Below are 25,935 nucleotides of genomic sequence, written 5' to 3' on the forward strand. Positions count from 1 at the left end.
AAAGAATTAGGGGAATGGGGGTGCGGTGGTGCGGGGGTTTGCCGGGCCGGGTGAGGGGCTTGAGGTGGGTGGGCGGCACCGGGGAGGTGGGTCCCGTGTGGCGCATGGGGAAACGGGCTGCTCAGGGGGCATGCGGCCGGCGTGAAGGGTGTGGCGAGATGTCCGAATTCGGGGGTTTCATGCAGAGCGTCGACGGGCGCGCAAGGGCCTCCGTCACCCGGCTTCTCGTACGGGCCGGGTTAGTAGAAAGGCCCCTTGGCGGGGCGGCGAAGGCGGGTTACCAAGGAATGGCGATCCCGGTCCGCAGCCGGGAAACCAATCAATTCACTGGAGGAAACCCGCATGTCGAAGTTCACCGCTCTCCGCAATTCGAAGAAGTTCGCGCTGCGCAATCGCGTCGCCGTTGTCGCCGCCGGTTTCGGCGTTACCGCCGCCCTGGGCGCCGGTATAGCCACCGCCGCCGACGCGGGTCTTCAGAACCTCACCACGGGCGTCGGTTCGACCGTCTCCGCGCAGGCCGACGCACAGGTCAAGTCCGCCGCCGACGCCAAGGCCGCCGCGGCCAAGGCCAAGAAGGACGCGGCCAAGAAGGCCGACTCCTGGGTCAAGCCGGTCGACAAGTACACCCTGGGCTCGACCTTCGGTCTGGCCGGCAGCCACTGGTCGCACAACCACAGTGGTCAGGACTTCGTCGTGCCGACCGGTACCCCGGTCAAGGCCGTCCACAAGGGCACCGTCGTCAAGGCCGGCCCCTACGGCGGCGGCGACGGCCCGGCGTACGGCAACGCCATTGTGATCAGGCATGACAACGGCATGTACACCCAGTACGCCCACCTGTCACAGATCGGCGTGAACGTCGGCCAGCAGGTCGGCACCGGGGACAAGATCGGCCTGTCCGGCAGCACCGGTAACTCCACCGGCCCCCACCTGCACTTCGAGGTCCGCACCGGTCCTGACTACGGGACGGGCATCGAGCCGACCGGATTCCTGCGGGCTCACGGCGACGCCGTCTGAGCTGAATCCGGCCGGGCTGGCCGGCGGTTCGGCGGGTTTGCCGCCGTGACCAGTTCTGTGGCGACCTCGAGGATGGCCTTGCGCTTCTCCTCGGGGTCGCCCTCCAGGTTCTGCATCGCGAACACGCCCGCATGCATGGAGAACAGTGCCGTGATGCAGCGCACCTGATCCGTCAGCTCCGACTCGGGCTCCCTGAGCAGCCCGAAGAGGGTCAGCATGCGCGATTTGAAGTGCTCGCCGATGCTCAGATCGCGCACCGCGGCCTGGTTCTCCTGCATGAAGCGGAAGAGGGGCGCGGCCGAGTGCAGCGCCGTGCTGTAGCGGCGGAGCAGCTCCTGCTTGGTCTCCAGGGTCCGCGGCTGCTCCTCGGCCCAGGCGATCAGCTCGTCGATGGGCCGGCCCAGGTCCTGGAACAGGCCGATGACGATGTCTTCCTTGGTCTTGAAGTGGTAGTACAACGCCGCCTTGGTGACTTCGAGCTTCTCCGCGATCTCCCGGAGCGACGTCTTGTCGTAGCCCTGTTCGGAGAACAGCTCCAGAGCGACGTCCTGGATGCGCTGGCGGGTGTTTCCCCTGCGCGCCTGTGTGCTCATGGTGCTCTCCTGCGTCGTCGGTACTGGTCAGAGGGCTGCCCAGTGGGGCACCAGAGAAACTTACTTGACGCCCGGCTAGTTAGTCCCCTACCTTCCTCACTGTACTGAACTAGCCGGGCGGCAAGTAAGTGGGAGTGAGTGATGGGGAAGTCGCGTCATGCGACCCCGACGGGGGACGGAAAGACCTCGGCCGTGAAGGCCAGACCGGACGCAGCGCCGGGCAAGGGGCAGGAAAAACAGCCGGCCAGCGTGCGGATGGTGCTCTTCGCGCTGATGATCGCGATGCTGCTCGCGATGCTGGACAACATGATCGTCGGCACTGCGATGCCGACCATCGTCGGTGAACTGGGCGGACTGGAACATCTGTCCTGGGTGGTCACCGCGTACACGCTCGCCACCGCCGCCTCGACACCGATCTGGGGCAAGCTCGGCGACATGTACGGACGCAAGGGCGTCTTCCTCACCTCCATCGTGATCTTCCTGATCGGCTCCGCACTCTCCGGCATGGCGCAGGACATGGGGCAGCTGATCGGCTTCCGCGCCGTCCAGGGCCTGGGCGCCGGCGGTCTGATGGTCGGCGTCATGGCGATCATCGGCGATCTGATTCCGCCGCGGGAGCGCGGCAAGTACCAGGGCATGATGGCCGGCGTCATGGCCGTCGCCATGATCGGCGGGCCGCTGGTCGGCGGCAGCATCACCGACCACCTGGGCTGGCGCTGGAGCTTCTACATCAACCTGCCGCTCGGCGCGATTGCGCTGATCATGGTCACCGCGGTGCTGCATCTGCCGAAGAAGCGGTCGCAGACCCGGATCGACTACGTCGGCGCCGCGCTGCTCACCGTCGGCATCACCTCATTGGTGCTGATCACCACCTGGGGCGGCACCGAGTACGACTGGCTGTCGAGCCAGATCATCGGCCTCGGCGTCCTCGGCGTGGTCGCGCTCGCCCTCTTCGTGGTCGTCGAGCGCAAGGTCAGCGAGCCGGTGCTGCCGCTGCACATCTTCCGCAACCGCAACTTCTCGCTCGTCACGCTCATCGGCTTCCTGGTCGGCTTCGTGATGTTCGGGTCGATGACCTTCCTGCCGCTGTTCCAGCAGACCGTGCAGGGCGCCTCGGCCACCAACTCCGGTCTGCTGCTGCTGCCGATGCTGCTGGCCATGATGGCGGTGTCGCTGTTCGCGGGCCGGGTCACGACCAAGACCGGCAAGTACAAGGTCTTCGTGGTGGTCGGCGGCGGGCTGATCACCGCCGGTCTGACCCTGCTGTCCCTGATGGACACCGACACCACGCGCTTCACCTCGGGTGTCTACATGGCGGTGCTCGGCGCCGGTATGGGCTTCCTCATGCAGACCACGATGCTGATCGCGCAGAACAGCGTCGAGATGAAGGACATGGGCGTCGGCTCGTCCTCGGCCACCCTCTTCCGTACGATCGGCGGCTCCTTCGGCGTCGCCATCCTCGGCGCGATCTTCACCCACCAGGTGCAGGCCACGATGGTCGAACGGATCGGCAAGGCCGGCGAGAAGATGACCAGCGGCGGCGCCCAGATGGACCCGAAGGGTCTGGCCCAGCTCCCGCCGATGATCAAGGACGCCTACTCGCACGCGGTCGCCACCGGCACCCACCACGTCTTCCTGTGGGCCGCAGTGATCAGCATCGCCGGCTTCGCCGCCGCCTGGTTCCTCAAGGAGGTCCCCCTCCGCGGCGCCCCGACCACCCCGGCGGAGAACCCGCAGAGCAAGGACGCCCCCGCCGACCGAATAGCGGTCCCCGAGTCCGTCTGACCAAACAGGCCGGTGGGGGTGCACGTGACACATCACGCGCACCCCCACCGGCCTTTTTTCCCACCCACCCACAACGGGAGGGGACGGGCCGGAGGGGCAGGGGTGTGGGACGTAAAGCGAAGCAGTCCCACACCCCTGCCCCGGAGGCCCGTCACCGCACCCAACAGCCCCGCGCAGCGGACCCGGCCCGCCGCAGGCGCAACGGCGGGGGCACCGCGAAGCGGGCCACAAACGCCGAGCAACGCCCACGGCGGGAAAGCCAAAAACGTGGGAAAGGGCCGCCGAACGCAACCGCTACCGCTCCGGAAGCTGAATAACCGGAAAGCTCCCCGTATTGGTAGGAGCGTTCTCCGGCAGCCAGAGAACGGACACCGCCCCCGTCGAACCATCCGTGAGCTCATCCGCGTTGCGGAACGTCAGGCGGGCACCCAGCACCCGGGCCTGACCGGCCGCGATCGTCAGCCCCAGCCCGTGACCGCGGCCCGCCCGGTCGCTGCTGCCCGTACGGAACCGGCTCGGGCCCTCCCGCAACAGCGCCTCGGGGAAACCCGGACCGTGGTCGCGCACCCGCAGCACCCGGCCCTCGACGGTGACCTCGATCGGCGGCCGGCCGTGCCGGGCCGCGTTGGCGATGAGATTGCCGAGGATCCGCTCCAGCCGGCGCGGATCGGTGGTGACATCGGCTTCCCGTACGACGTCGACGACGATGTCCGGGTCCAGGGCCCGCACCCGCCGCGCCACGAACTCCCCGAGCACCACGTCCTGGAGCTCGGCGCGCTCCGCATGGCCGTCGAGCCGCGCCACCTCCAGCACGTCCTCGACCAGGGTGCGCAGCGCCTGCGCCCGGTCGCGCACCAGCTCGGACGGGCGGCCCGGCGGCAGCAGCTCGGCGGCGGTCAGCAGACCGGTGACCGGAGTGCGCAGCTCATGCGCGATATCGGCGGTGACCCGCCGCTCGGCCTCGATCCGCTCCTGCAGGGCGTCCGACATGGCGTCCACGGCCCACGCCAGATCATCGGTCTCGTCCCGCACCCGGCCGATGCCGACCTCGTCGCGGATACGGACCGAGGTGTCGCCGTCGGCGAGCTTGCCGGCCGCCGCGGCCGCCTTGCGCAGCCGCTTGGAGAGCCGCCCGCCGACCAGTACCCCCAGCGCACAGCCGCCGACCACCACCGCGGTCGAGCCGATCACCAGCGCCTGGTCCAGATCGTCCAGGACGGCGAAGCGGTCCGGGAAACTGTCGTGGACGGACAGCACCCGGCCGTTGCTGAGCGGGGACGCCGCCCACACCTCGGGGGCGGTCTGCCCGGTGTCCTGGAGATAGGTGGCGCGCTTGTTCTTGGCGACCTCGTCACGCAGCGGCGGCGGCAGCGACGGATCATCGATCTTCGCGCCGAACTGGAGCCTGTTGGTGGACTCGAAGATCTTCTGCGTGAAGTTGAGCCGCTCGATCTGCACATCCCGGCTGTTGTCGAGCATGGAATGCCGGGCGGCGTTGTGCACGACAAGGCTCAGCGCGATCGCGACCAGTGCTCCGACGAGCGCGATCGCGGCGCTGAGCTTCCATCGCAGCCCCGTCCGCAGGGCCAGTCTGACCACCGGAGGTGTCAGCCTCTCAGCTTGTATCCGAAGCCGCGGACCGTCTCGATCCGGTCCTGGCCGATCTTGCCGCGCAGCCGCTGGACATGGACGTCGACCACGCGGGTGTCACCGCCCCAGCCGTAGTCCCAGACCCGCTCCAGCAGCCGGTCGCGCGAGAGGACCGTGCCCGGCGCGTTCGAGAACTCCAGCAGCAGCCGCATCTCGGTGGGCGTCAGCGCGACATTCCGGCCGCCCTTGCGCACCTCCATGCCCTCGGTGTCGACCTCCAGATCACCGAACCGCAGCACCGCCTCGGCGGGATCGTCCGCCTCGGCCGCCGCGGCCCCGCCCCGGTCCGGCCCGCTGGCGTGACCGAAGCGGCGCAGCACGGCACGGATCCGGGCGACCAGCACCGCACCGTCGAACGGCTTGGTGACATAGTCGTCGGCGCCGGCCTCCAGACCGAGCACCACATCGATGGAATCGGCACGCGCCGACAGCATGATGACGGGCACCGTCGACTCGTCGCGGATCCGCCGGCACAGGCTGACGCCGTCCAGCCCCGGCACCATCACATCGAGCAGGGCGATGTCCGGACGGTTGGCGCGGAACGCCTCCAGCCCCGCGAGCCCGTCGGGCATCGCGGTGACCACGAAGCCGTCCCGCTCCAGAGCGAGCTGCGTGGCCTCGCGGATGACGTCATCGTCCTCGACGAAGAGCACATGGGTCTCGGCCATGCGGTTGTCTCAACCCTCCGATCCCGTGCCGTCGTCCGGCGTGGCGCCGTCGACGGTGGTCTTGCTGTAGTCGGTGTGGTAGCCGTGGTTCTCGACGAAGCGGCCACCCGACCAGCGGTAGGGCATCACGTCCTCACCGGAAGGGCAGCACACCTTGTCGCCGGTGTCATAGGTCTGCTTGGAGACCTCCAGCTCGCCCTTGTTGACCCCGGCGGAGACCGACGGCTGTTCGTTCGTGTACACGTTGTCATACCCGTGCTTCGCGCCGCTGTGCTTGCGGTAGACGTATGAGCCGATCCCGACGGAATCCGCGCAGGTCATGACGTTGACGATGACATCGGGGGACTTTCCGCCGGTCAGCGACGCATAGGTCACCTCGACCGGGTACTCGTCGGCGGCGCACGGCTTGGCCAGGGACTTCTTCACGAAGGCGCCGACCTTCGGGTCGTCCTTCAGCAGCTGGACCGCGTCGACCTTCTTGTAGTCCGCGGTCGAGGACGCGCTGGGAGAACTGCTCACGGGGCCCTTGGGGGGCACCGGGGTGCTGGTCGCGGAGCCCTCGCTGCGCACACCCTCGCCCCCGGGATTGCATCCGGCCAGCAAAAGGCCGACGGCGGCCACTCCTGCCGTGGCCGCGCCGCCTCTGGTCAACCCGATCCTGGTCAACCTGTACCTGGACAATCCGCTCCCGCTCACCGTGCTGCTCGCACAGCCGCTGATCCCGCTGCTGTTCCTGAAGTGATTGTCGCGCGTCGAGCCCGGAGCCGTAAGGCGCCTGTCGTTCTGCCCGTTTTCACCGGTAAGGATAGTTTTCGTGTGGTAACTAGTGCGATGTCGTACGTCGTGCCGTGTTCCGCGTGCCGTGCGCCGCCCGTCAGGCCGCGCACCGCTCCCGCTCCCGCTCGCCGCGCTCCAGCATCCGGGCGTCGATGTCGCGCATCTGAAGCTCCTGACGCAGCCGCGCCAGCGCACGGTGCAGCGTGCTCTTGACGGTACCCGTCGACATCCCCAGCGCCGCCGCGGTCTCCTCCGTGCTCATCTGCTCCCAGTGCCGCAGCACCACGACGCTGCGCTGCTTCGGGGCCAGCACCCCCAGGATGTCCATCAGCAGGGCACGGTCCGCGCGCTGCTCGGTGCCGTCGTCCACGCTCGCGTCCGGGAGCTGCTCGGTGGGCACCTCCTCCAGCTTGCGCGCCCGCCACCACTCCGTCCGGGTGTTGATCATGACGCGGCGGAGGTAGGCGTCGGCCAGCGACTTGTCCGCGATGCCGTCCCAGCGGCCGTAGGTGCGGACCAGCGCGGTCTGCAGCAGATCCTGAGCGTCGACCGGATCGGGCACGAGGCGCCGGGCGCTCCGCAGCAGGGCCTCCTGCCGCGTACGAACGTACTCTTCGAAGTCCAGTACCTTGCCGCCGCTGGTCGCCATCTCGACGCCTCCGATCCGCTTTCGTTTCCCCACGTTGACCGTGCCGGCAGTCATCTCCAGCACGAGGAAGACGCTACGGAGGGGGTGTTGCGACGTAATGTGCGTCGGCCCCACAACGAGTGCACGGAAAACCCTCGGTTGTGTAACAGCGCGCCAGGGGTCCTACTTCGGATGGACGGCAGGCCTGCCCGCGTCATACTCCGGGGGGAGAAACGACCCCGCCGCAAGACCTATCGGCCGTGACGCGACGGCAACCGTGCCCGGCGAGGGCCTCCTTCAGGCCGTATCGCGGCACCTTTCGGTCACGCTGCCCTAAAAGTGATACCGCATCAGACGGTTGACCGTCGCGCCAGAAGGCGCGGCCCGTCACGACCGAAGGCGCGGCCGCCGAAGCGGTCGCGCCTTCTGTTTGTTGTACGGGTGGGGCCGTGGGCCTGTGGGGATGGCGGCGGCGCTGTCGGGTGAGTGACGGCGGCGTTCCGGGCGAGTGACGGCCGCGGCCCTGGGCGTGTGACGGCCGCGGTTCGGACGTATGTGACGGCCGCGGCCCTATGGGGATGACGCTCTTGGGCAGATGGCAGCCGGGCTACGTCAGCGGCAGCCGGTACCGGCCTCCGGCCAGCGGCTCGACCAGGCCGTCCGAGACCAGCCCGTCCAGCGCCCGCGCCCGCTGCACCGGCTCGTCCCACACTGCGTCCAGCACCTGCTGCGGCACCGGTGCGACCGCCTCCCGCAGCACGGCCAGCAGCTTGCCGCGCACCTGCCGGTCGGTACCGGCGTAGGTCTGCGTACGCCGCGGCGGACCGTCGTGCACCGGCGACCCGGCCTGCCGCCACGCGCACTGCGCCGCGATCGGGCAACGGTGACACTCCGGCGTACGCGCCGTGCACAGCAGCGCACCCAGCTCCATCGTGGCCGCCGCCCAGCGCGCCGCCAGCTGCTCGTCCTCGGGCAGCAGCGCACGGGCGAGCTTGCGCTCCGCAGCGGTGGTGGCGTTCGGCGGGTACTGGCGGCCGGCCACCGCACGGGCGAACACCCGGCGCACATTGGTGTCCAGCACCGCGTGCCGCTGCCCGTACGCGAAGGACGCGACCGCGGCGGCCGTGTACTCACCGACGCCGGGCAGCGCCAGCAACTGGCCGTGCTCACGCGGCACGTCGCCGCCGTGCCGCTCCTGTATCGCGGACGCGGCGGCGTGCAGCCGCAGCGCGCGGCGCGGATAGCCGAGCCGGCCCCAGGCCCGGACCGCCTCGCCCGGCGCCTCGGCGGCCAGGTCGGCGGGGCGCGGCCAGCGGGCCAGCCACTGCTCGTACACCGGCAGCACTCTGCTGACCGGGGTCTGCTGCAACATGAACTCGCTCACCATCACACCCCAGGCGCCCGCTTCGGGGCGGCGCCAGGGCAGATCGCGGGCGTGCTCGTCGAACCAGTCGGTGACCGGGCCGTGCAGCGCGGTCCCGTCGGCGGCTTCCGCGGCCGCGTCGGCGGCGGAAGCGGTCTCGGCGGCGGCGGTCGTGGCAGTGGTGGTGACAGGCGTCGAAGTCATGGCATGCCGATCCTGGCACGTCCGGCCTCGCCCAGGAAACGCACCGGGCCCGCCCCGCCGCACGCCCACCCACACGCAGGACGGCCAACCACTCCCGGGTGGGGGCTACTGGGGGGTAGGGAGGGGTGGGGCGGGGCATGGGGGAGAGGGGCGGTGGGCGGCGAGCCGTCGGCCGGGGGGCGGTGGCTGGGCGGGGAGGGGGCGTGCGATGTGGGCGGCGTGGCCCCTCGGCGGCCACGCTCCGCCAGGAACTAGTTACGCTCCGTAATCGTTGCTGGAATAGAAGGAGGCGGCAAGCGAGGCCAAGGAGACAACAGGCGAGGATGCGGGCATGGCGGAGATGAGTGCAGCGGGCGGCGCGGGCGAGACGGGAGGCACGGGCGAGGCGGGAGGCACGGACCGTGCGCAAGGCGCGGGCCGCGCGGGCGACGCAGCGGGGCCGGGTGGCGTGGCGGGCTCGGGAGGTGCCGCGGGTGCGGGTGCGGGTGTGGGTGGCGCCGTGGGGCAGGAAGGCGCCGCGGCGGCCGGGTCGGCCTGTCCGGAGGTGATCCGGCGGGCGCTGGCCGCGCATACGACGATGACGCTCGCGTATGTGGACGAGGATGGGCCGCAGGCCTGTGCGGTGCTGTACGCGACCGGGGCGGTTGAGGGGGCCGAGGGGGGCGAGGGGGCCGTCACGGCCGGCGCGACCGAGGTGCCCGGCGCGACCGACGATGCCGACGGGGCCGATGTGTCGGTCGCGCCCGGCGTGTCGGGCGTGGCGGCCGGCGGGGCGGCCGGTGCGGCGGGCGGCCTGGAGGCTGGTGCCGGGCCCGCTCTGTACTTCGTCACCGCGACCACGACGCGGCACGGCCGGGCCCTCGCCGAGCCCGGCACGCGGGTCGCGTTCACGGCGCAGCGGGACGGGCAGGAGTGGAGCGGCCTGACGGGGCTTCAGGGGCGAGGCCGCTGCCGTCCGCTGACCGGTGCCGAGCGGGCGGCCGGCTGGCAGGTCTATATCGAGCGCTTTCCGTTCGTCGCGGCGAGCGACCGGCTGCGCGACGCCCTGGAGCGGACCACGCTCTGGGAGCTGCGCCCTGACTGGCTGCGGCTGATCGACAACGGCCAGGGCTTCGGCCACAAGGAGGAGTGGTCGCGGGGCTGAGGCCCTGGGGCGGTCAGCCCCGGGGGGAGAGGCCCGGGGTGAAGAGGCCCGGGGTGAAGAGCCCTGATGAGGCTCCGGGGTGGTGAGGCCCCAGGTGGTGAGCCCCTGGGGTGGTGAGGTCCTGCGGTGGCGAGCCCCTGGGGGGCGCTCCGGCGGCCATTTCCGCTGCCGCCCGGCACGGGCGTTCCTCGTGCGCCACGGTCTGGGCGAGCTCGCTCAGTAGATAGGCGATGGGGCTGGATATCGGTACCAGTGCCGTGCGGGCGACCGCGCGGGCCGGGTGGCTGCGGGCCCGCCACCACACGGGCACCGCCGTCGCCTTCAGGAGCAGCAGGCCGCCCTCGGTGCCGAGTTCGGCCAGGGTGCGGAGTCAGTTGGGGGCGTGGTGGGCGTGGCGGGTGAGGTCGGTGAGGGTGCGGTAGAGAGTGGTGCTGTTCATGATCAACGACCGTATGGGCTGGTCAGGTTGTGCCGCTGCTGACGATCGGCAGGGGCGCATCTGCCGGAAGTATGGGCGCAGTGGAGCAGGTCGAGCGCCAGCGGGGCATCAGGCCCGTTGGGGCCGGAAACGTGGTGGGGAGCCGGCTCCGGGCCGATCATGGGAAAAGTTGCAGCCGGAAGCGGCGGGTACTGGCCTGTGTGGGTGCCGATCTCTCGTAGAGTTTCCGCGTGGGATCACTGCGCAATCCGATCGGGCCGCTTCCCTCCTCCATCTACTGGCGGCGGAGGGCCGTTGCGCTGGCCATCGTCGTCCTGCTCGCCCTCCTGGTGGTGTGGGCCGTCAACTGGGGCGGAGGCGCCGGGAAGAGCAGCGATGAGGGCAAGGGGGCGCACGGCAACGGTCCCGCGACGTCCATCACGCCAGGGCCCTCCGGCAGTGGACCGGCGAACGACCAAAAGCCGGGCGGGCGCGATGAGTCGGGCGACGACGGGGGATCGGGCGCCGGTTCCGGTGGGTCGGGCGCCGCGGGTGGCGGCAGTGGAAGTTCCGGCGGCAGTGGAGGATCCGGCGGTTCCGGGTCCGGGAGCGGGAGCGGGCCGATCGGGCAGGGCTCCGGCAAGAATGCCGTCGCGGCTGGTTCCTCGCTTCCCAACTGTGTTTCCGGCAAGGCCGAGTTGGATCTTCGTAGCGTCAAGCACTCCTACGCGCCTGGTACCCGGCCGAAGTTCGAGCTGACGATCGAGAATGCGGCCGGGGCCGCCTGCAAGGTGGATCTCGGGCAGAAGGCCGCGGTGCTCACCATCAGCGACGCCGCGGGCGATGAACGGGTGTGGGCCTCGAACGACTGCCCGTCGGGCACCGCGCCCGCGCTGTTGCAGGTGCCGGCCAAGGGGTCCGTGCAGCGCACCATCGTGTGGGACCGCCGGGCCAGCGGCCCGCAGTGCGCCACGCCGAGTTCGGCCAAGGTGCCCGCCGGCAAGTATGAGATCGAGGCGAAGGTGCCGGGCCTGGAGGCGGCCCGTACGACGTTCGTCCTGGCTGAGGGCTGAGGGCTGAGGGCTGAGGGCTGAGGGCTGAGGGCTGAGGGCTGAGGCCCGCGAGCCGGGCCGAGCGGCTCCAACCGGAGCCGACCACTAGCGTCCGGTCCTGACCAGCACCGACCGGCACCGACCGGCACCGACCAGCACCGACCAGCGTCGAACGCCCGGCCGTCCCAGGTGCGGAAGCGGCCCCTCCCCTTGTTCCGCCCAGAGGGATTCCGCTGAGAGCGTGCGTTGGTGGTCGCGGGGGGTGTCGTCCGGCACAGTCGCCGTTATGAAGCTACTGATGCTGGGTGGTACGGAGTTCGTGGGGCGGGCGGTTGCCGAGGCGGCGCTGGCGCGGGGGTGGGAGGTGACGGTGTTCCACCGGGGGAAGCACGCTCCGCCGGAGGGGGCGGCGGCGCTGCACGGTGACCGTGGGAGCGGGGCGGGGCTCGCGGCTCTGGAGGTGGGGGAGTGGGACGCCGTCGTCGACACCTGGAGCGGTGCGCCGTCGGCGGTGCGGGACACGGCACGGCTGCTGGCCGGGCGGGTCGGGAGGTATGCGTACGTCTCCAGCAACTCGGTGTACGCCTTCCCGCCCACGCCCCCGTACGACGAGCAGGCCCCGGTGGTGGCGGGCTCCCCCGATGCCACCGACGCCGAGGACTATGCGCAGGCCAAGCGGGGCGGTGAGCTGGCCGTGACCGGGGCGTTCGGGGACCGGGCGCTGCTGTTGCGTGCGGGGCTGATCCTCGGGCCGTACGAGAACATCGGGCGGCTGCCGTGGTGGCTGACCCGGATCGCCCGCGGGGGCCCGGTTCTCGCGCCGGGGCCGCGGGAGTTGGCGCTCCAGTACATCGACGTCCGGGATCTCGCCGCATGGACGCTCGACGCGCTGGAGGCGGGGCGCGGTGGTGCGTACAACCTGGTGAGCGAGGTCGGGCACGCCACGATGGGGGAGTTCCTGGAGAGTTGTGTGACGGTCACCGGCGCGGATGCGGAGCTGCGCTGGACCGCTCCGGCGGATGTCCTCGCCGCCGGTATCGCGCCCTGGATCGAGCTACCGCTCTGGCTCGCGGCCGGCGAGCTGGAGGATGCGCTCTACGGTGCCGATGTGTCCAAGGCCCGTGCGGACGGGCTGCGTTGCCGTCCCATCGGCGAGACGGTCGCCGATACCTGGGCCTGGCTCCAGGACATCGGCGGGGTGGCGCCGCAGCGGCCGGACCGGCCGGTGGTGGGGCTGCCGCCGGAGAAGGAGGCCGCCGTCCTGCGGGGGTGAGGGCCCGCGGCCCCGTGTGGGACCGGGAAGGGCCGGGACATGAGCACGGGGGAGACTCGGCCCTTCCCGGTGTCACCATGCTCGTTCGCTGGGGCGCCGCGCCCCAGGGCCGAACAGCCCCCTCGCCGGGCCGGGAGACCCTGGAGGGGAGGGGATGACCGGCCGATGCGCCCCCTCCCGAGCGGGGCGTCCGTCCGATGCGCCCCAGGACAGGCCGGCCGACCGATGCGGTCTCCCGGCAGGGGCCCCGCGAAGCTCACGTACGCTGCTGACCAGGTACGGGTTTCGGGGCAGTGGGGGGCAGGGGCGGTCATGTCCGATCCGAAGTGGCCCGCGCCGGGGGCGCGTTTGCCGCAGCTGCGGGCGCCGGAGGAGCGGATGCGCAGTCTGCTCGACGCGGTGATGGGGCTGGGGCGGGGGCTGGAGTTGCCGCAGGTGCTCGGGGGCATCGTGGAGGCGGCGGTCGACCTCACCGATGCGGAGTACGGCGCGCTCGGTGTGGTCGGTGACGGGCAGCGGCTCTCGCAGTTCCTGCCGGTGGGGATGTCCGAGGAGCTCATCGCGTCGATCGGCCCGTTACCGTGCGGCCGGGGCATCCTCGGTGAGCTCATCCGCCATCCGGAGCCGCTGCGGCTCACCGATCTGTCCCGTCATCCGCGCAGTTACGGGTTTCCCGCGCACCATCCGCCGATGCGGACGTTCCTCGGGGTGCCGGTCCGGGTGCGTGACGAGGTGTTCGGCAATCTCTACCTGACCGAGAAGCGGGGCGGAGGGTCGTTCGACGCCGATGACGAGGCGGTGGTGACGACGCTGTCGATCGCGGCGGGGGTGGCGATCGACAACGCCCGGATGTACCACGAGAGCCGCCGCCGGGAGCGCTGGCTGGAGGCGCTGGGCGAGATCACCCGGAGCCTGTTGTCCGGTACGGAGGCGAGTCAGGTGCTGCGGTTGATCGCCGAGCGGGCCATGGAGGTCGCGGGTGCCGATTGTGCGGCGGTGCTGCTGCCGGTGCCGTCGGCGCCGGACCGGCTGACGGTGGCGGTGGCGCACGGCGCGGGCGCCGGCCGGATCGCGGGGCTGACGGTGCCGGTCGAGGGGTCGCTGCCGGGTACGGCGGCGCGTACGGGGCAGCCGGTGGTCAGCGCCGATTTACGGAGCGATCCGCGGGCGCATCCGCTGGGGGCGGGCACCGGGGCGGACGAGGAGTACGGTCCGGCGGTCGCCGTGCCGCTCCAGGTCGACATCGGGCGCGGGGCGCTGCGGCTGTGCCGGCTGGCGGGTCGGCCGGCGTTCGACGAGACCGAGGCGAGGCTGATTTCGGGCTTTGCCGATCAGGCCGTGATCGCCCTGGAACTGGGCCGGCGGCGGGCCGAGTCGGAGGAGCTGGCGGTCTTCCACGACCGGGACCGCATCGCCCGGGATCTGCATGATCTGGCCATTCAGCGGCTGTTCGCCACCGGGATCACGTTGCAGAGCGCGACCCGGCTGATCGACCGGCCCGAGGCGGCGGAGCGGGTCGGGCGGGCGGTCGACGATCTGGACACCACCATCAAGATCATCCGGTCCACCATCTTCGAACTGCGCACGGCCGGGGACGGTGCCGACACTGCGGGCCTGCGCCGTGGACTCACCGACGCCGTGCGCACGGCGGCGCGCACGCTCGGCTTCACCCCGTCGCTGCGGATCGACGGCCCGGCGGACACCAACGTCCCCGACGACCTGGCCGGGCACCTGCTGGCGGTGACCGCGGAGGCCCTCAGCAACGCCGCCCGGCACGCCCGCGCCCGGCGCCTCGATGTCGCCCTGACGGTGGCGGACGAGGTGACGCTGACGGTCGTGGACGACGGGGTGGGGGTGGGCGCCGCGCGGCATACCGGGGGCCTGGCCAATATGCGGGCGCGGGCCGAGCTGCACGGGGGCCGGCTGACGGTCGAGTGCCCGGAGGCGGGCGGTACCCGGATCGTGTGGCGGGTTCCGCTGCCGGGCTGATCCCCGCCGGGGAGCGGGGCGCGCCCGGTGTGCCGGGCCGCGGTGCTCAGCCCCGCTGTTCCCGGAAGCGTTCGGCGACCATCGCCGCCTGGACGCGGCGGCCCACTCCCAGCTTGGCGAGGATGGCGGAGACGCGGTTCTTGACGGTCTTCTCCGCGAGGAACAGCCGGTCGGCGATCTGCCGGTTGGTCAGCCCCTCGCCGATCAGCTCCAGCACCTGCCGTTCCCGGGGCGAGAGCCGGTCCAGCTCCGACGGCGGTGCCTCGGGCGTCGTCTCGTGGGGGCCGCGCAGCCGCGCCATCACCCGGGACGCCGTGCGCGGGTCCAGCATGGATTCGCCCGCCGCGACCGTGCGCACCGCGTGCACCAGGCCGGAGCCGTTGATCTGCTTGAGGACGTAGCCGGCGGCCCCCGCCATGATGGCGTCGAAGAGCGCTTCGTCGTCGTCGAACGAGGTCAGCATCAGGCAGGCCAGCTCCGGCATCCGGGCGCGCAACTCCCGGCAGACCTCGATGCCTTCGTGGTCGCCGCCGGGGCCGTCGCCGCCGCCGAGGCGGACGTCGAGCACCGCCACCTGCGGGCGGGCGGCCGGTACCCGTGCGAGGGCCTGCCGGCGGTCGCCCGCCTCGCCCACGACCTCGATGTCCTCCTCCGCTTCGAGGAGGTCCCGCACCCCGCGCCGGACCACCTCGTGGTCGTCGAGGATGAAGACGCGCAGCGGCGCGGCGGGTGCGGGGTGCAGGTTCATTCGGTACTCGCTTGGTCGCCCGGTGGGTGCGGGATGCCGGTCCGTTGAGGGGGCTCTCAGTATGTGCGGCCCGGGTGGACGCGCCGCGCCCGGCAGTGCCCCCGGGGCCCAGCATCGCGGGGCACGCGGTGGGGGCGAAAGGGCCGAACGGCCCTGGGGAGCAGGGCCGATGGGGCCTCTCGGCCCGCTGCCATACTGGCGCCGCTTTCCGGACCGTGGCATCCCCGGCACCCCGCCGCCCGGTCCGTCCTCGCAGCCAGGAGGTCCGCTCATGCATGCCTTTACGGGCACCGTCGGCAACGAGTACCACGCACTGCTGGCCCGGCACGACGCGATGCGGCTGCGGCGGCGGATGCTGGGCCAGGACCGTGCGCCGGGGCCGGACTTGGCGCGGGCGGTGCCCTACGACGGCGCCGCCGACCAGCGGCTGATCGTCCGCCATCTGCCGCTGGTGACCCCCTTCGACGAGCTGATCGGCCGTCTCTACGACGAGATGTTCGCGCGGTGGCCGTCCCTGCGGCGGCTGTTTCCCGCGTCGATGGAGTTCCAGCGGTCCCATCTGGCCCGCGCCTTCCGCTACTTGATCGAGAATCTGGACCGCCCGGACGAGGTGGCCGCGTTCTTCACCCGGCTCGGCCGGGACCACCGCAAGCTCGGGGTGCGGCCGGTGCACTACGAGACGTTCGAGGCGGCCCTGTGCGTGGCGCTGCGGAAGTCGGCGGGGCCGGGCTGGAGCGAGGCGGCGGAGCAGGCGTGGGTGCGGATGCTGCGGTTCGCCGTGGCGGCCATGGTCGACGGCGCGGAGGCCACGCTCGCCGAACCGGCGTACTGGCGGGGCACGGTGGTCGGCCATGAGCTGCGCCGCCCGGACCTCGCGGTGCTGCGGGTGCGGACCGACGAGCCGTATCCGTACCGGGCGGGCCAGTACGCCGCCGTCGAGTCCCCGCTGCTGCCGCAGGCCTGGCGGCAGTACTCCCTCGCGTGCGCTCCGCGGCCGGTGCGCGAGCTGGAGTTCCATGTGCGGCAGACCGGCGCCGGAGGGGTCAGTGAGGCGCTGGTGGCGCACACCCGGGTCGGGGACACCCTGCGCCTGGGGCCCGCGCAGGGGACGATGACGCTCGACGACGACCCCGCGCGCGAGCTGCTGATGGTGGCGGGCGGCACGGGGTGGGCCCCGGTCAAGGCGCTGCTGGAGGAGCTGGCCGGGCGCCGGGGCGGCGGCGGTGGGCCCACCCTGCCGGCGGTGCGGGAGCCGCGTGGGGTGCAGCTGTTCCTGGGCGCCCGCAGCCGCGACGAGCTGTATGACGCGCGGGTGCTGGCCCGGTGGGCGGAGCGCCATCGGTGGCTGCATGTGGTGCCGGTGCTCGACGAGGGCGCCGGAGCGGGCGGCCGCGGCCCGGTGGCGGAGGCGGTGGCCCGCCGTGGGGGCTGGGCCGGGCACCTCGCCTTCGTCAGCGGTCCGCCCGCGATGGTCGGCGCCACCCTGGCGCGGCTGACCGCGGCCGGCCTGCCCGCCGGGCAGGTCCGGTACGACCCGGTTCTGGACTCCCCGGCCGCCTGATCCCGCCCCGCCCCGGGGGCCGAACGGCCCCTGGCGCGCGGTGATCGCCGACCTTCTACTGGGCATGTCAGCGCGTGGGAGGACGAGAGGGAGCGCACGGTGAACCACATGTCGTCCCGGCCGGGTGCCGGAGTGCCCAGGGCGGGCGGGGCCGGGACCGCGGGGCCCCGGCACAGCACCCCGCTGCACCGTGCGGAGGCGCTGCGGCTGCTCGGCAGTGTGTCGCTGGGCCGGATCGTCTTCACCCAGGACGCGCTGCCGGCCATCCGCCCCGTCAACCACCTGCTGGACCGGGGCGAGATCATCATCCGGACGCAGGAGGGCGCGTCGATCGCCACCGCGACCCGGCAGGCCGGCATGGAGGGCGTCGTCGTCGCCTACGAGGCGGACACCATCGACCCCGTGACGCACGTCGGCTGGTGCGTGGTGGTCACCGGCTACTGCCGGCCGGTCACCGATCCGCGCGACCTGGCGTACTACCGGGAGCTGTTGCACCCCTGGACGGAGGGGCAGCGGGAACACGCCCTGCGCATCCGCCCCGACCTCGTCACGGGCCTCCGGCTCACCGCCGCGCTCCCCGCATCCGCCACCGGGTCCCGCCCCTGACCGGACGAGCCCCGGGGTATGTCGTCCGGCTGTCGGACAGCAGCCGGCACCGGGACCGGACACACAGCTCGGCCACCCACTGGGGCCGGCGACCAGGGCGGGCCCCGCTGGACGTACCGGGTGTGTCCCCCTGGGCGTACCGGGCGGATCTCCGTCGGGGTACCGGGCGTACCCCTCTAGACGTACCGCTCCAGGATCGACGACTCCGCCAGCCGCGACAGGCCCTCGCGGACCGAGCGGGCGCGGGCCTCGCCGACGCCGTCGACCGCCTGGAGGTCGTCGACGCTGGCCGCGAGCAGCTTCTGGAGGCCGCCGAAGTGGTCGACGAGGCGGTCGATGACCGTGCCGGGCAGCCGGGGGACCTTCGCCAGCAGGCGGAAGCCGCGCGGGGAGACCGCGGAGTCCAGCGTCTCGGGGGCGCCGCTGTAGCCCAGGGCGCGGGCCACGGTGGGGAGTTCGAGGAGTTCGGTGTGGCTGAGGGCGTCCAGCTCGGCGAGCGCCTCGGCGACCGTACGGGACCGCTTGGCGGTCGGCTCGGGGACATAGTCGCGGACGACCAGCTCCCGCTCGGGCTCCACGCCGGCGATCAGCTCCTCCAGCTGGAGGGTGAGCAGCCGGCCGTCCGTGCCGAGCTCGACGACGTACTCGGCGATCTCGGTGGCGATCCGGCGGACCATCTCCAGGCGCTGGGCGACCGCGGTGACATCGCGGACCGTCACCAAGTCCTCGATCTCCAGGGCGGAGAGGGTGCCGGCGACCTCGTCCAGGCGGAGCTTGTAGCGCTCCAGCGTCGCCAGTGCCTGGTTGGCGCGGGAGAGGATCGCGGCCGACTCCTCCAGGACGCGGCGCTCCCCGTCGACGTAGAGGGCGATCAGGCGCATCGACTGGCTGACGGAGACGACCGGGAAACCGGCCTGGATGGAGACGCGCTGGGCGGTGCGGTGGCGGGTGCCGGTCTCCTCCGTCGGGATGGAGGCGTCCGGCACCAGCTGCACACCGGCCCGCATGATCTTGGTGATGTCCTTGTCGAGGACCAGGGCCCCGTCGAGCTTGCACAGCTCGCGCAGCCGGGTCGCGGTGAACTCCACATCGAGGACGAAGCCGCCGGTACACATGGTCTCGACGGTCTTGTCGAAGCCGAGGACGATCAGCCCGCCGGTGTTGCCGCGGAGGATGCGCTCCAGGCCGTCGCGCAGAGCGGTACCGGGCGCGACGGCGCTCAGCGTGGCGCGCATCAGGCTCTCGGTGCCGGAGCTTCCACCGGACCTGCCGGAAGTCGATGCCCGGTCGTTGGCTGCCACTGCACTCCTCCGTCACAAGGTCTGTCGGTCCGCAGGCCGCCCGGCCCATGCTGTGGTTGACGTACCAGCGGAGCGTACGTGGCCGACAGGCAATTCTGCGGTGACGGGCGAGACCAGGGCAAAGTCTACCGGCGTGCGCCCTCTTCCTGTGGGGCCTCCCGGCGTACCCGCTTGGGCAGCACGCTGAGTGCCTGTCCGACGTCGGCGACCTCCAGGACCCGCATCCCGTCGGGGATCTTTCCGGGGTCGGCGGGGACCAGGGCGTGCGTGAAGCCGAGCCGGGCCGCTTCGGACAGCCGGCGCTGGACGCCCGTGACGCGTCTGACCTCGCCCGCGAGGCCCACTTCGCCGATGGCGACCAGGTTCTTCGGCAGCGGGGTGTCGCTGGCCGCGCTGGCCAGGGCGAGGGCCACGGCGAGGTCCGCGGCGGGTTCGGTCAGCTTCACACCGCCGACCGTCGCGCTGTAGATGTCGCGTTTGCCCAGGGCGCTGATCCGGCCGCGCTGTTCCAGGACGGCGAGCATCATCGAGACGCGGGAGGTCTCCAGGCCGGAGGTGGTGCGCCGGGGGGAGGGGATCTGGGAGTCGACGGTCAGCGCCTGGACCTCGGCGACCAGGGGGCGGCGGCCCTCCAGGGTCACGGTCAGACAGGTGCCGGGCACCGGCTCGGCGCGGCGGGTCAGGAAGAGGCCCGAGGGGTCGGTGAGGCCGGTGATGCCTTCGTCGTGCAGCTCGAAGCAGCCGACCTCGTCGGTGGTGCCGTAGCGGTTCTTGACGCCGCGGACCAGGCGCAGCCGGGCATGCCGGTCGCCCTCGAAGTGCAGGACGACATCGACGAGATGCTCCAGGAGGCGCGGTCCGGCGATGGCGCCGTCCTTGGTGACATGGCCCACCAGGAGGGTGGCCATCCCGCGGTCCTTGGAGGCCCGGATCAGTGCGCCGGCGACCTCGCGGACCTGGGCCATCCCGCCGGGTGCCCCTTCGATCTCGGGGGAGGCGACGGTCTGCACCGAGTCGAGGATCAGCAGCGACGGTTTGACGGTGTCGAGGTGGCCGAGCACCGCGGACAGATCGGTTTCGGCGGCCAGATACAGATGGTCGTCGAGGGCGCCGATGCGGTCGGCGCGCAGCCGTACCTGGCTCGCGGATTCCTCGCCGGTGACATACAGCGTGCGGTGGGCGTCGGAGGCGGCCTTGGCGGCGACGTCCAGCAGCAGGGTGGATTTGCCCACGCCGGGCTCGCCGGCCACCAGCGCGACGGCGCCGGGGACCAGCCCGCCGCCGAGGACGCGGTCCAGCTCGGGCACGCCCGTCGAGCGGGCGGTGGCCTGCTTGCCGTCGACCTGGCCGATGGGCACGGCGGCGGTGGTGACCCGGCCGGGCGCGGTCGTGCGCACCGCGGGGGCGCCGCCGAACTCTTCGACCGTGCCCCACGCCTGGCACTCGGGACAGCGGCCGAGCCATTTGGCGGTGGTCCAGCCGCATTCGGTGCAGCGGTAGGAGGGACGCTCCTTGCCCGACGATTTACGCGTTGCCATGGGGTCACCGTAGCGGCGGGGTCGGACAACGCCGCCGGGAGCTCGCGCGGAGCGGGCGCCCGCGGCCAAGATCGCCCCAGGAGGGGGCGCCGCCGTGGGCAAGGGCGCCGGCCGAGTGGCGCATACGGAGCGCAGCGCCCGTGTAAAGAGCTATTCGTGTCCCCTTTTGAGGGAGATGGTCACCCGTAAGGGTTAAAAGTGTCCAACGCGAGCAAGCAGGGCTGCATCATCCGCCTACCGTCGCCGGGGTGATGAGCAGCAGGCCCGAGCACCCCACGCACTCCACCGGCGCACACCGGTCGCGCGGCGACGCGCGGCGCCGGAACCGGCCCCAGCCGGCCGAGCGGCCCGGCCCGGACGCCGCGCGCCCCCCGGACCGGGGCCGGGACGGCTACCAGCCCCATCTGGACGGGCTGTTCACCTACTGCCTGTCCGTGCTGTGCGAACACGACGCCGCGACCGCGGTGCTCGGCGAGACGCTCGCGCTCGCCGAGCGGCACCGCGGCCGCCGCCCCGGCGACCCGGCGCTGCACCGCTCCTGGCTCTACGCCCTCGCCCGCTGGGCCTGTCTGCGCCGGCTCGCCGAACGCACCGCGCCGGCCGCCGGGAAACCGGGCCCCGGCGCGGCCCGCGAGGCCGAGCGCCGCCGGCGTGAACTCGCCGCGCTGGCCTGGCCGGAGGCCGCCGGCACCACCCCCGAGCAGCGGGAGGCGCTGGAGCTCTCGGTGCGCCACCACCTCTCGGCCGACGAGGTCGCCGCGGTGCTCGGCGCCGACCCGATCGCCACCCGCACGCTGCTGGCCACCGCCGCCTGCGAGGTCGAACGGACCCGGGCGGCGCTGGCCGTCGTCGAGTCCGGCCGCTGCCGGGAAGTCGCGCAGCTGGCGGGAGACACCCAGATGCTGCTGGGCGCGGCGCTCAGCCGGGAGCTGGTGCGCCATGTCGATGACTGCGCCGAGTGCCGGCGGACCGCCGAGCGGGCCACAGCGCCGGGGACCTGGCCGGGCACCGCGCCGGTGGACCGGGGCAGCCTGCCGCTGGTCACCGCGCCCCAGGAGGCCGTGCTCGGCGCGCTGGCGGCGGCCCGGCGCACCAAGTCGGGCCGCGCGGAAGGGGTGGCCGGGGCGGGCGGTGGCGGCCGGGCGAGTGGGGCAAACGGTTCTCCTCGCTACGACCGCAGCGGTTTCCCCGTGGGCCCGCCGAAGGACCGGGTGGCCCGCCGGCGCCGGCTGCGCAACCGGGCGCTGACCACCACCGTGGTCGCCACCGTCGTCGCGGCGCCGGTGCTGGCCCTGTGGGCGGCGTACCGGGGCGCCCCCGCCACCGACGTGGCGGCCGATGACTCGCCCTCGGTGACGGCCCGCGACACGGAACCCGGGCCGCGGCTGGGCGGCAGCCCGTACGAGAACGCCGGGAACGCCAGGACGACGCCCGGGCCCGGCTTCACGGCGGGCGACGGGACGCCCGATGTGTCCGTCGAGGTGATCAGCGCGGACGGCACGCCGCAGCGGCCGGAGGGTGCGGACCGCCGGCGGGAGTCGGGCCCCGGCCGGCTGACGATCGCCGCCGAGCCCCGGGGCCGGACCACGCTGCTCACGCTCCGCGCCACCGGCGGCACCCCGGTGCGCTGGTACGCGTCGGCGGGCGCGGTCTGGCTTCAGATGAGCCGTACGGCGGGCACGCTGCGGCCGGGCGAGACCACCACGATCACGGTCCATATCGACCACGACCGGGAGCCGGCGGGCCACTGGCGGGCCAGGATCGCCATCGAGCCCGGGGGCACCGCCGTCACGATGCGGGGCTACGGCGCGACCGGTCCGGCCGCCGGTCCGCAGCGCCCGGGGCACGCGCACCCGAAGCCGACCCGCCCGGCCCCGAAGCCGACGCCCACGCCGACCCCGACGCCCCCCTCACCCACGCCGACGCCGACGGATCCGACGCCGAAGCCGACCGGCCCGGGCCCGTCCTCGACACCGTCGAACACCACGCACCCGGCGCGCTGAGCGCAGGCCGCAGCCCGGCCCGGTACCCCCGGTCCGGGTCGGGTGCCTACTCCTGCGGCTTCTTCAGGGGCGCCGGGTCCGCCGGGTGCGGCGCCATCGGCAGCGTCGCGGCCAGCCGCTCCTCGCACAGCTCGGCGAGCTTGGCGTAGCCCTTCTTGCCCATCAGCTCGGTCAGCTCGGGCTTGTACGAGACGTAGACCGGCTCGCCCGCGCCGTGCGCCGAGGTCGCGGAGGTGCACCACCAGTGCAGGTCGTGGCCGCCGGGGCCCCAGCCGCGGCGGTCGTACTCGCCGATCGTCACCTGGAGGATCTGGGTGTCGTCCGGCCGGTCGATCCAGTCGTAGGTGCGCCGGACCGGCAGCTGCCAGCAGACGTCCGGCTTGGTCTCCAGGGGCTCGCGGCCCTCGCGCAGCGCGAGGAGGTGCAGCGAGCAGCCCGCGCCGGCCGCGAAGCCGGGGCGGTTCTGGAAGATGCAGGAGCCCTCCCAGCGCCGGGTCTGCCGTTCGCCGTCCTCGTCCTCCTCGACCCAGCCGGTCGTGGTGCCCACGTCGTGGTGCTGCCACACCTCGGGCGTGAGGCGTGCCACATGCTCGGCCACCCGCTTCTCGTCGTCCTCGTCCGAGAAGTGCGCGCCGAGCGTGCAGCAGCCGTCGTCCGCCCGGCCGGCCTGGATGCCCTGGCAGCCACTGCCGAAGATGCAGGTCCAGCGGGACGTCAGCCAGGTCAGGTCGCAGCGGAAGAGCTGCTCGTCGTCGCCCGGGTCCGGGAAGGTGACCCAGGCTCGGGCGAAGTCGAGCCCGACCTCGTCGGCGGGGGCCCGCCGGCCCTCGGCCGCCTGGGCGCGCCGCTTTTCTTCCTTCTTGAGCGCTTTTTCGTGCTTCGCCTTTTTCGTCTTTGCCACGACTCCAGCGTAAGGGGGAGCGACGGGTGCCGACCGCGCCGACAGGAGCGGCCGGCGCGCGCAGTAGGTTTCCCCGTATGAGACTCGGTGTCCTCGATGTGGGTTCGAATACGGTCCATCTGCTGGTGGTGGACGCACACCCGGGCGCGCGCCCGCTGCCCGCCTATTCGCACAAGGCGGAGCTGCGCCTTGCCGAACTCCTCGACGAGGACGGCGCGATAAGCGACGCCGGGGTGGAGCGCCTGGTGGCGACCATCCACGAGGCGCTCCAGGTGGCCGAGGACAAGGGCGTCGAGAGCGTGCTGCCGTTCGCCACGTCGGCGATCCGGGAGGCCACCAACGGGGAGGACGTGCTGCGCCGGGTCACCCTGGAGACCGATGCCGAGCTCCAGGTGCTCTCCGGTGAGGACGAGGCGCGGCTCACCTTCCTCGCCGCCCGCCGCTGGCTGGGCTGGTCGGCCGGCCGGCTGCTGGTGCTGGACATCGGCGGCGGCTCGCTGGAGATCGCCTACGGGCTCGACGAGGACCCGGACGTGGCGGTGTCGCTGCCGCTGGGCGCCGGCCGGCTCACCGCGGGCGATCTGCCCGGCGACCCGCCGGAGGCCGATGACGTCCGGACGCTGCGCCGCCGGGTCCGGGCCGAGATCGCCAAGGTGGTGAGCGAATTCACCCGCTACGGCACGCCCGACCAGGTCGTGGGCACGTCCAAGACCTTCAAGCAGCTGGCCCGGATCGCGGGCGCCGCGCGCTCCGCCGAGGGCCTCTACGTCCAGCGTGAGCTGACCCGTAAGAAGCTGGAGGAGTGGGTGCCGCGGCTGGCCGTGATGTCCGCGGAGGAGCGGGTGACGCTGCCCGGGGTGTCCGAGGGGCGCTCACGGCAGCTGCTCGCCGGGGCGCTGGTCGCCGAGGCGGCGATGGACCTGTTCGGGGTCGAGACGCTGGAGATCTGCCCGTGGGCGCTGCGCGAGGGCGTCATTCTGCGCCGGCTGGACCACCTGCCGTAGGGCGCGCGGCCGTCCGTTCGTGGCGCGTCCGGCGCGGGTGAGACTCGTCACGCCCCCGCCGGCCGCGCCCCCCCCGGTGGCGCCCGTCCCGGCCTCCCCGCCCAGGGGGACGCGCCACCGGCGGCGGGCCGCGGCTGTCCGGACCTCCTGCCCCGCGCACAGCCCCGGCCCGTACGCTGTCCCTCGTGACAGAGCCAGTGGTGCGCATCCCGGATGCGAAGGTCGCGCTGTCCACGGCCTCGGTGTATCCGGAGTCGACGGCGACGGCCTTCGAGATCGCCGCACGCCTCGGCTACGACGGTGTCGAGGTCATGGTGTGGACCGATCCGGTCAGCCAGGACATCGACGCGCTGCGCCGGCTCTCGGACTACCACGGGGTGCCGGTGCTGGCCGTCCACGCCCCGTGTCTGCTGATCACCCAGCGGGTCTGGTCCACCGACCCGTGGGTCAAGCTCCAGCGCGCCCGCAACGCCGCGGAGAAGCTGGGCGCCTCGACGGTGGTCGTGCACCCGCCGTTCCGCTGGCAGCGCAGCTACGCCCGGGAGTTCGTCCGCGGGGTGTGGCGGATGGCGCACGAGACGGACGTGAAATTCGCCGTCGAGAACATGTACCCGTGGCGCTACCGGGACCGCGAGATGCTCGCCTACGCCCCCGACTGGGACCCCACCAACGACGACTACCGGCACTTCACCGTCGACCTGTCGCACACCGCCACCGCCCGCAACGACGCGCTGGCGATGGTGGAGCGGATGGGCGACCGCCTGGGGCATGTCCACCTCGCCGACGGCAACGGCTCCGCCAAGGACGAGCATCTGGTGCCGGGTCGCGGCAGCCAGCCCTGCGCCGAGGTCCTGGAGCGGCTGGCCGCCACCGGCTTCAGCGGACATGTCGTCGTCGAGGTCAACACCCGCCGGGCGATGTCCGCCGCCGAACGCGAGGCCGATCTGGCCGAGGCGCTGGCCTTCACCCGGCTGCACCTCGCCTCCCCGAGCCGGATCCAGGGCCCGTGACCGGCGGCCGGGACGACGCGACCCCGGGGCCCGGTACACCGCCCGCACCGCCCCGCCGCCGCGGCCGCCCGGCCCGCGCCGCCGCGGAGGAGGGCCCCGGCGCCCGGGAGCGCATCCTGGCCGCGGCCCGTACGGAGTTCGCGGCGCGCGGCTACGACAAGACCTCGGTCCGTGGTATCGCCAAGGCGGCCGGGGTGGACGCGGCGCTGGTCCATCACTACTTCGGCACCAAGGAGCAGGTCTTCGCGGCGGCCATCGAGCTGACCTTCGCGCCCGCGCTGACCATGCCGGACGCGCTGGCGGGCGGCGGCGCGGACGTCGGCGAGCGGATGGCCCGCTTCATGTTCGGCGTCTGGGAGAACCCGGTCAGCCGGCCCGCGCTGCTGGCGATCATGCGCTCGGCGCTGACCAACGAGACCGCCGCGGCGGTGCTGCGCGGCCTCATCGAGCGCCGGATGCTCCAGCGGGTGGCGGGCGAACTGCACGTCCCCGACCCGGAGTTCCGGGTGCAGCTGGCCGCCGGGCACCTCATCGGCATCGCCATGCTGCGCTACGTGATCAAGATGGACCCGATCGCCTCCGCGGACCCCGAGGAGATCATCGCCATGGTGGCGCCGACTCTCCAGCGGTATCTGACACGACCCTGACAAGCGCCTGCCGAGGCGCCTCGCCGGCCCGCCGGCATCCCCGACCTGCGAGAAGTCC

At 72.6% G+C, this 25,935-nt stretch carries 23 protein-coding genes; 12 read left to right on the forward strand and 11 right to left on the reverse strand.

Translation table 11 applies throughout. The annotated features are described in order from the left end of the window. Window positions 1-342 precede the first annotated feature (342 nt). Entirely contained in the window at window positions 343-1,014 is a 672-nt protein-coding gene (locus CP981_RS22220) for a M23 family metallopeptidase (RefSeq protein ID WP_085923358.1), read from the forward strand. Here CP981_RS22220 and CP981_RS22225 read toward each other — a convergent pair. Next, window positions 996-1,607 carry a TetR/AcrR family transcriptional regulator gene (locus CP981_RS22225; RefSeq protein ID WP_085923359.1) on the reverse strand — a complete coding sequence of 204 codons (612 nt, stop codon included), beginning with the start codon at window positions 1,605-1,607 and terminating at the stop codon, window positions 996-998. The genes CP981_RS22220 and CP981_RS22225 overlap by 19 nt on opposite strands. Before the next feature lie 141 nt (window positions 1,608-1,748). Between CP981_RS22225 and CP981_RS22230 the strand changes: the two genes are divergently transcribed. Beyond that, a complete protein-coding gene (locus CP981_RS22230; protein WP_425282150.1) occupies window positions 1,749-3,392 on the forward strand; it encodes an MDR family MFS transporter in 1,644 nt (547 codons plus the stop codon). Window positions 3,393-3,686: 294 nt separating this feature from the next. Here the strand turns inward: CP981_RS22230 and cseC are convergent, their stop codons facing one another. From cseC to CP981_RS22255, 5 genes are all read right to left on the reverse strand, one after another. Next, window positions 3,687-4,991, reverse strand: a complete 1,305-nt coding sequence (gene cseC / locus CP981_RS22235) for a two-component system sensor histidine kinase CseC (protein ID WP_085928053.1) — start codon at window positions 4,989-4,991, stop codon at window positions 3,687-3,689. Between the two features lie 8 nt (window positions 4,992-4,999). Continuing rightward, on the reverse strand, window positions 5,000-5,710 hold the full coding sequence (gene cseB / locus CP981_RS22240; RefSeq protein WP_085928052.1) for a two-component system response regulator CseB: 711 nt from the start codon (window positions 5,708-5,710) through the stop codon (window positions 5,000-5,002). 9 nt (window positions 5,711-5,719) lie between these two features. Beyond that, entirely contained in the window at window positions 5,720-6,331 is a 612-nt protein-coding gene (locus CP981_RS22245; RefSeq protein ID WP_085928051.1) for a hypothetical protein, read from the reverse strand. Window positions 6,332-6,584: 253 nt separating this feature from the next. Next, window positions 6,585-7,190 carry a SigE family RNA polymerase sigma factor gene (locus CP981_RS22250; RefSeq protein WP_370682710.1) on the reverse strand — a complete coding sequence of 202 codons (606 nt, stop codon included), beginning with the start codon at window positions 7,188-7,190 and terminating at the stop codon, window positions 6,585-6,587. 532 nt (window positions 7,191-7,722) lie between these two features. Next, entirely contained in the window at window positions 7,723-8,682 is a 960-nt protein-coding gene (locus tag CP981_RS22255; protein ID WP_085928050.1) for an HhH-GPD family protein, read from the reverse strand. A 331-nt stretch (window positions 8,683-9,013) separates the two neighbouring features. Here CP981_RS22255 and CP981_RS22260 point away from each other — a divergent pair, with 331 nt between their 5' ends. Further along, on the forward strand, window positions 9,014-9,826 hold the full coding sequence (locus tag CP981_RS22260) for a hypothetical protein (RefSeq protein ID WP_244329745.1): 813 nt from the start codon (window positions 9,014-9,016) through the stop codon (window positions 9,824-9,826). A 370-nt stretch (window positions 9,827-10,196) separates the two neighbouring features. Here the strand turns inward: CP981_RS22260 and CP981_RS39215 are convergent, their stop codons facing one another. Continuing rightward, window positions 10,197-10,325 (reverse strand): hypothetical protein, encoded by a 129-nt coding sequence (locus CP981_RS39215; RefSeq protein WP_280116720.1) that lies wholly within the window; start codon window positions 10,323-10,325, stop codon window positions 10,197-10,199. 170 nt (window positions 10,326-10,495) lie between these two features. Between CP981_RS39215 and CP981_RS22265 the strand changes: the two genes are divergently transcribed. From CP981_RS22265 to CP981_RS22275, 3 genes are all read left to right on the forward strand, one after another. After that, entirely contained in the window at window positions 10,496-11,317 is an 822-nt protein-coding gene (locus CP981_RS22265; RefSeq protein ID WP_085928048.1) for a hypothetical protein, read from the forward strand. A 265-nt stretch (window positions 11,318-11,582) separates the two neighbouring features. Next, a complete protein-coding gene (locus tag CP981_RS22270; protein WP_085928047.1) occupies window positions 11,583-12,569 on the forward strand; it encodes an NAD-dependent epimerase/dehydratase family protein in 987 nt (328 codons plus the stop codon). A 378-nt stretch (window positions 12,570-12,947) separates the two neighbouring features. Next, the gene (locus CP981_RS22275) at window positions 12,948-14,558 is read left to right on the forward strand and encodes a GAF domain-containing sensor histidine kinase (protein ID WP_085928046.1); all 1,611 of its coding nucleotides are present in this window, start codon (window positions 12,948-12,950) and stop codon (window positions 14,556-14,558) included. A gap of 46 nt (window positions 14,559-14,604) precedes the next feature. Here the strand turns inward: CP981_RS22275 and CP981_RS22280 are convergent, their stop codons facing one another. Further along, a complete protein-coding gene (locus CP981_RS22280; protein WP_085928045.1) occupies window positions 14,605-15,306 on the reverse strand; it encodes a response regulator transcription factor in 702 nt (233 codons plus the stop codon). A gap of 271 nt (window positions 15,307-15,577) precedes the next feature. Between CP981_RS22280 and CP981_RS22285 the strand changes: the two genes are divergently transcribed. Together CP981_RS22285 and CP981_RS22290 are read left to right on the forward strand one after the other, a co-directional pair. Continuing rightward, window positions 15,578-16,867, forward strand: a complete 1,290-nt coding sequence (locus CP981_RS22285; RefSeq protein ID WP_085928044.1) for a globin domain-containing protein — start codon at window positions 15,578-15,580, stop codon at window positions 16,865-16,867. A gap of 108 nt (window positions 16,868-16,975) precedes the next feature. Beyond that, the gene (locus tag CP981_RS22290; RefSeq protein ID WP_085928057.1) at window positions 16,976-17,473 is read left to right on the forward strand and encodes a pyridoxamine 5'-phosphate oxidase family protein; all 498 of its coding nucleotides are present in this window, start codon (window positions 16,976-16,978) and stop codon (window positions 17,471-17,473) included. 176 nt (window positions 17,474-17,649) lie between these two features. Here the strand turns inward: CP981_RS22290 and disA are convergent, their stop codons facing one another. After that, the gene (gene disA, locus CP981_RS22295) at window positions 17,650-18,774 is read right to left on the reverse strand and encodes a DNA integrity scanning diadenylate cyclase DisA (protein WP_085928043.1); all 1,125 of its coding nucleotides are present in this window, start codon (window positions 18,772-18,774) and stop codon (window positions 17,650-17,652) included. Between the two features lie 125 nt (window positions 18,775-18,899). Next, the gene (gene radA, locus CP981_RS22300) at window positions 18,900-20,312 is read right to left on the reverse strand and encodes a DNA repair protein RadA (protein ID WP_085928042.1); all 1,413 of its coding nucleotides are present in this window, start codon (window positions 20,310-20,312) and stop codon (window positions 18,900-18,902) included. A 251-nt stretch (window positions 20,313-20,563) separates the two neighbouring features. Here radA and CP981_RS22305 point away from each other — a divergent pair, with 251 nt between their 5' ends. Then, on the forward strand, window positions 20,564-22,315 hold the full coding sequence (locus CP981_RS22305) for an RNA polymerase sigma factor (RefSeq protein ID WP_085928041.1): 1,752 nt from the start codon (window positions 20,564-20,566) through the stop codon (window positions 22,313-22,315). 46 nt (window positions 22,316-22,361) lie between these two features. Here CP981_RS22305 and CP981_RS22310 read toward each other — a convergent pair whose 3' ends face one another. Further along, window positions 22,362-23,216 (reverse strand): DUF3109 family protein, encoded by an 855-nt coding sequence (locus CP981_RS22310; protein WP_085928040.1) that lies wholly within the window; start codon window positions 23,214-23,216, stop codon window positions 22,362-22,364. A 77-nt stretch (window positions 23,217-23,293) separates the two neighbouring features. On the opposite strand from CP981_RS22310, the gene CP981_RS22315 reads away from it, so the two are divergent. The 3 genes from CP981_RS22315 to CP981_RS22325 all read left to right on the forward strand — a co-directional run bounded on the left by CP981_RS22315 (window position 23,294) and on the right by CP981_RS22325 (window position 25,877). Continuing rightward, the gene (locus tag CP981_RS22315; protein WP_085928039.1) at window positions 23,294-24,220 is read left to right on the forward strand and encodes a Ppx/GppA family phosphatase; all 927 of its coding nucleotides are present in this window, start codon (window positions 23,294-23,296) and stop codon (window positions 24,218-24,220) included. A 185-nt stretch (window positions 24,221-24,405) separates the two neighbouring features. Further along, window positions 24,406-25,230 carry a sugar phosphate isomerase/epimerase family protein gene (locus CP981_RS22320; RefSeq protein ID WP_208852969.1) on the forward strand — a complete coding sequence of 275 codons (825 nt, stop codon included), beginning with the start codon at window positions 24,406-24,408 and terminating at the stop codon, window positions 25,228-25,230. Then, entirely contained in the window at window positions 25,227-25,877 is a 651-nt protein-coding gene (locus CP981_RS22325; protein WP_085928037.1) for a TetR/AcrR family transcriptional regulator, read from the forward strand. The genes CP981_RS22320 and CP981_RS22325 overlap by 4 nt, the downstream gene beginning before the upstream one ends. Window positions 25,878-25,935 lie beyond the last annotated feature (58 nt).

Source organism: Streptomyces platensis (assembly GCF_008704855.1).
In the GTDB taxonomy this organism is placed as follows: domain Bacteria; phylum Actinomycetota; class Actinomycetes; order Streptomycetales; family Streptomycetaceae; genus Streptomyces; species Streptomyces platensis.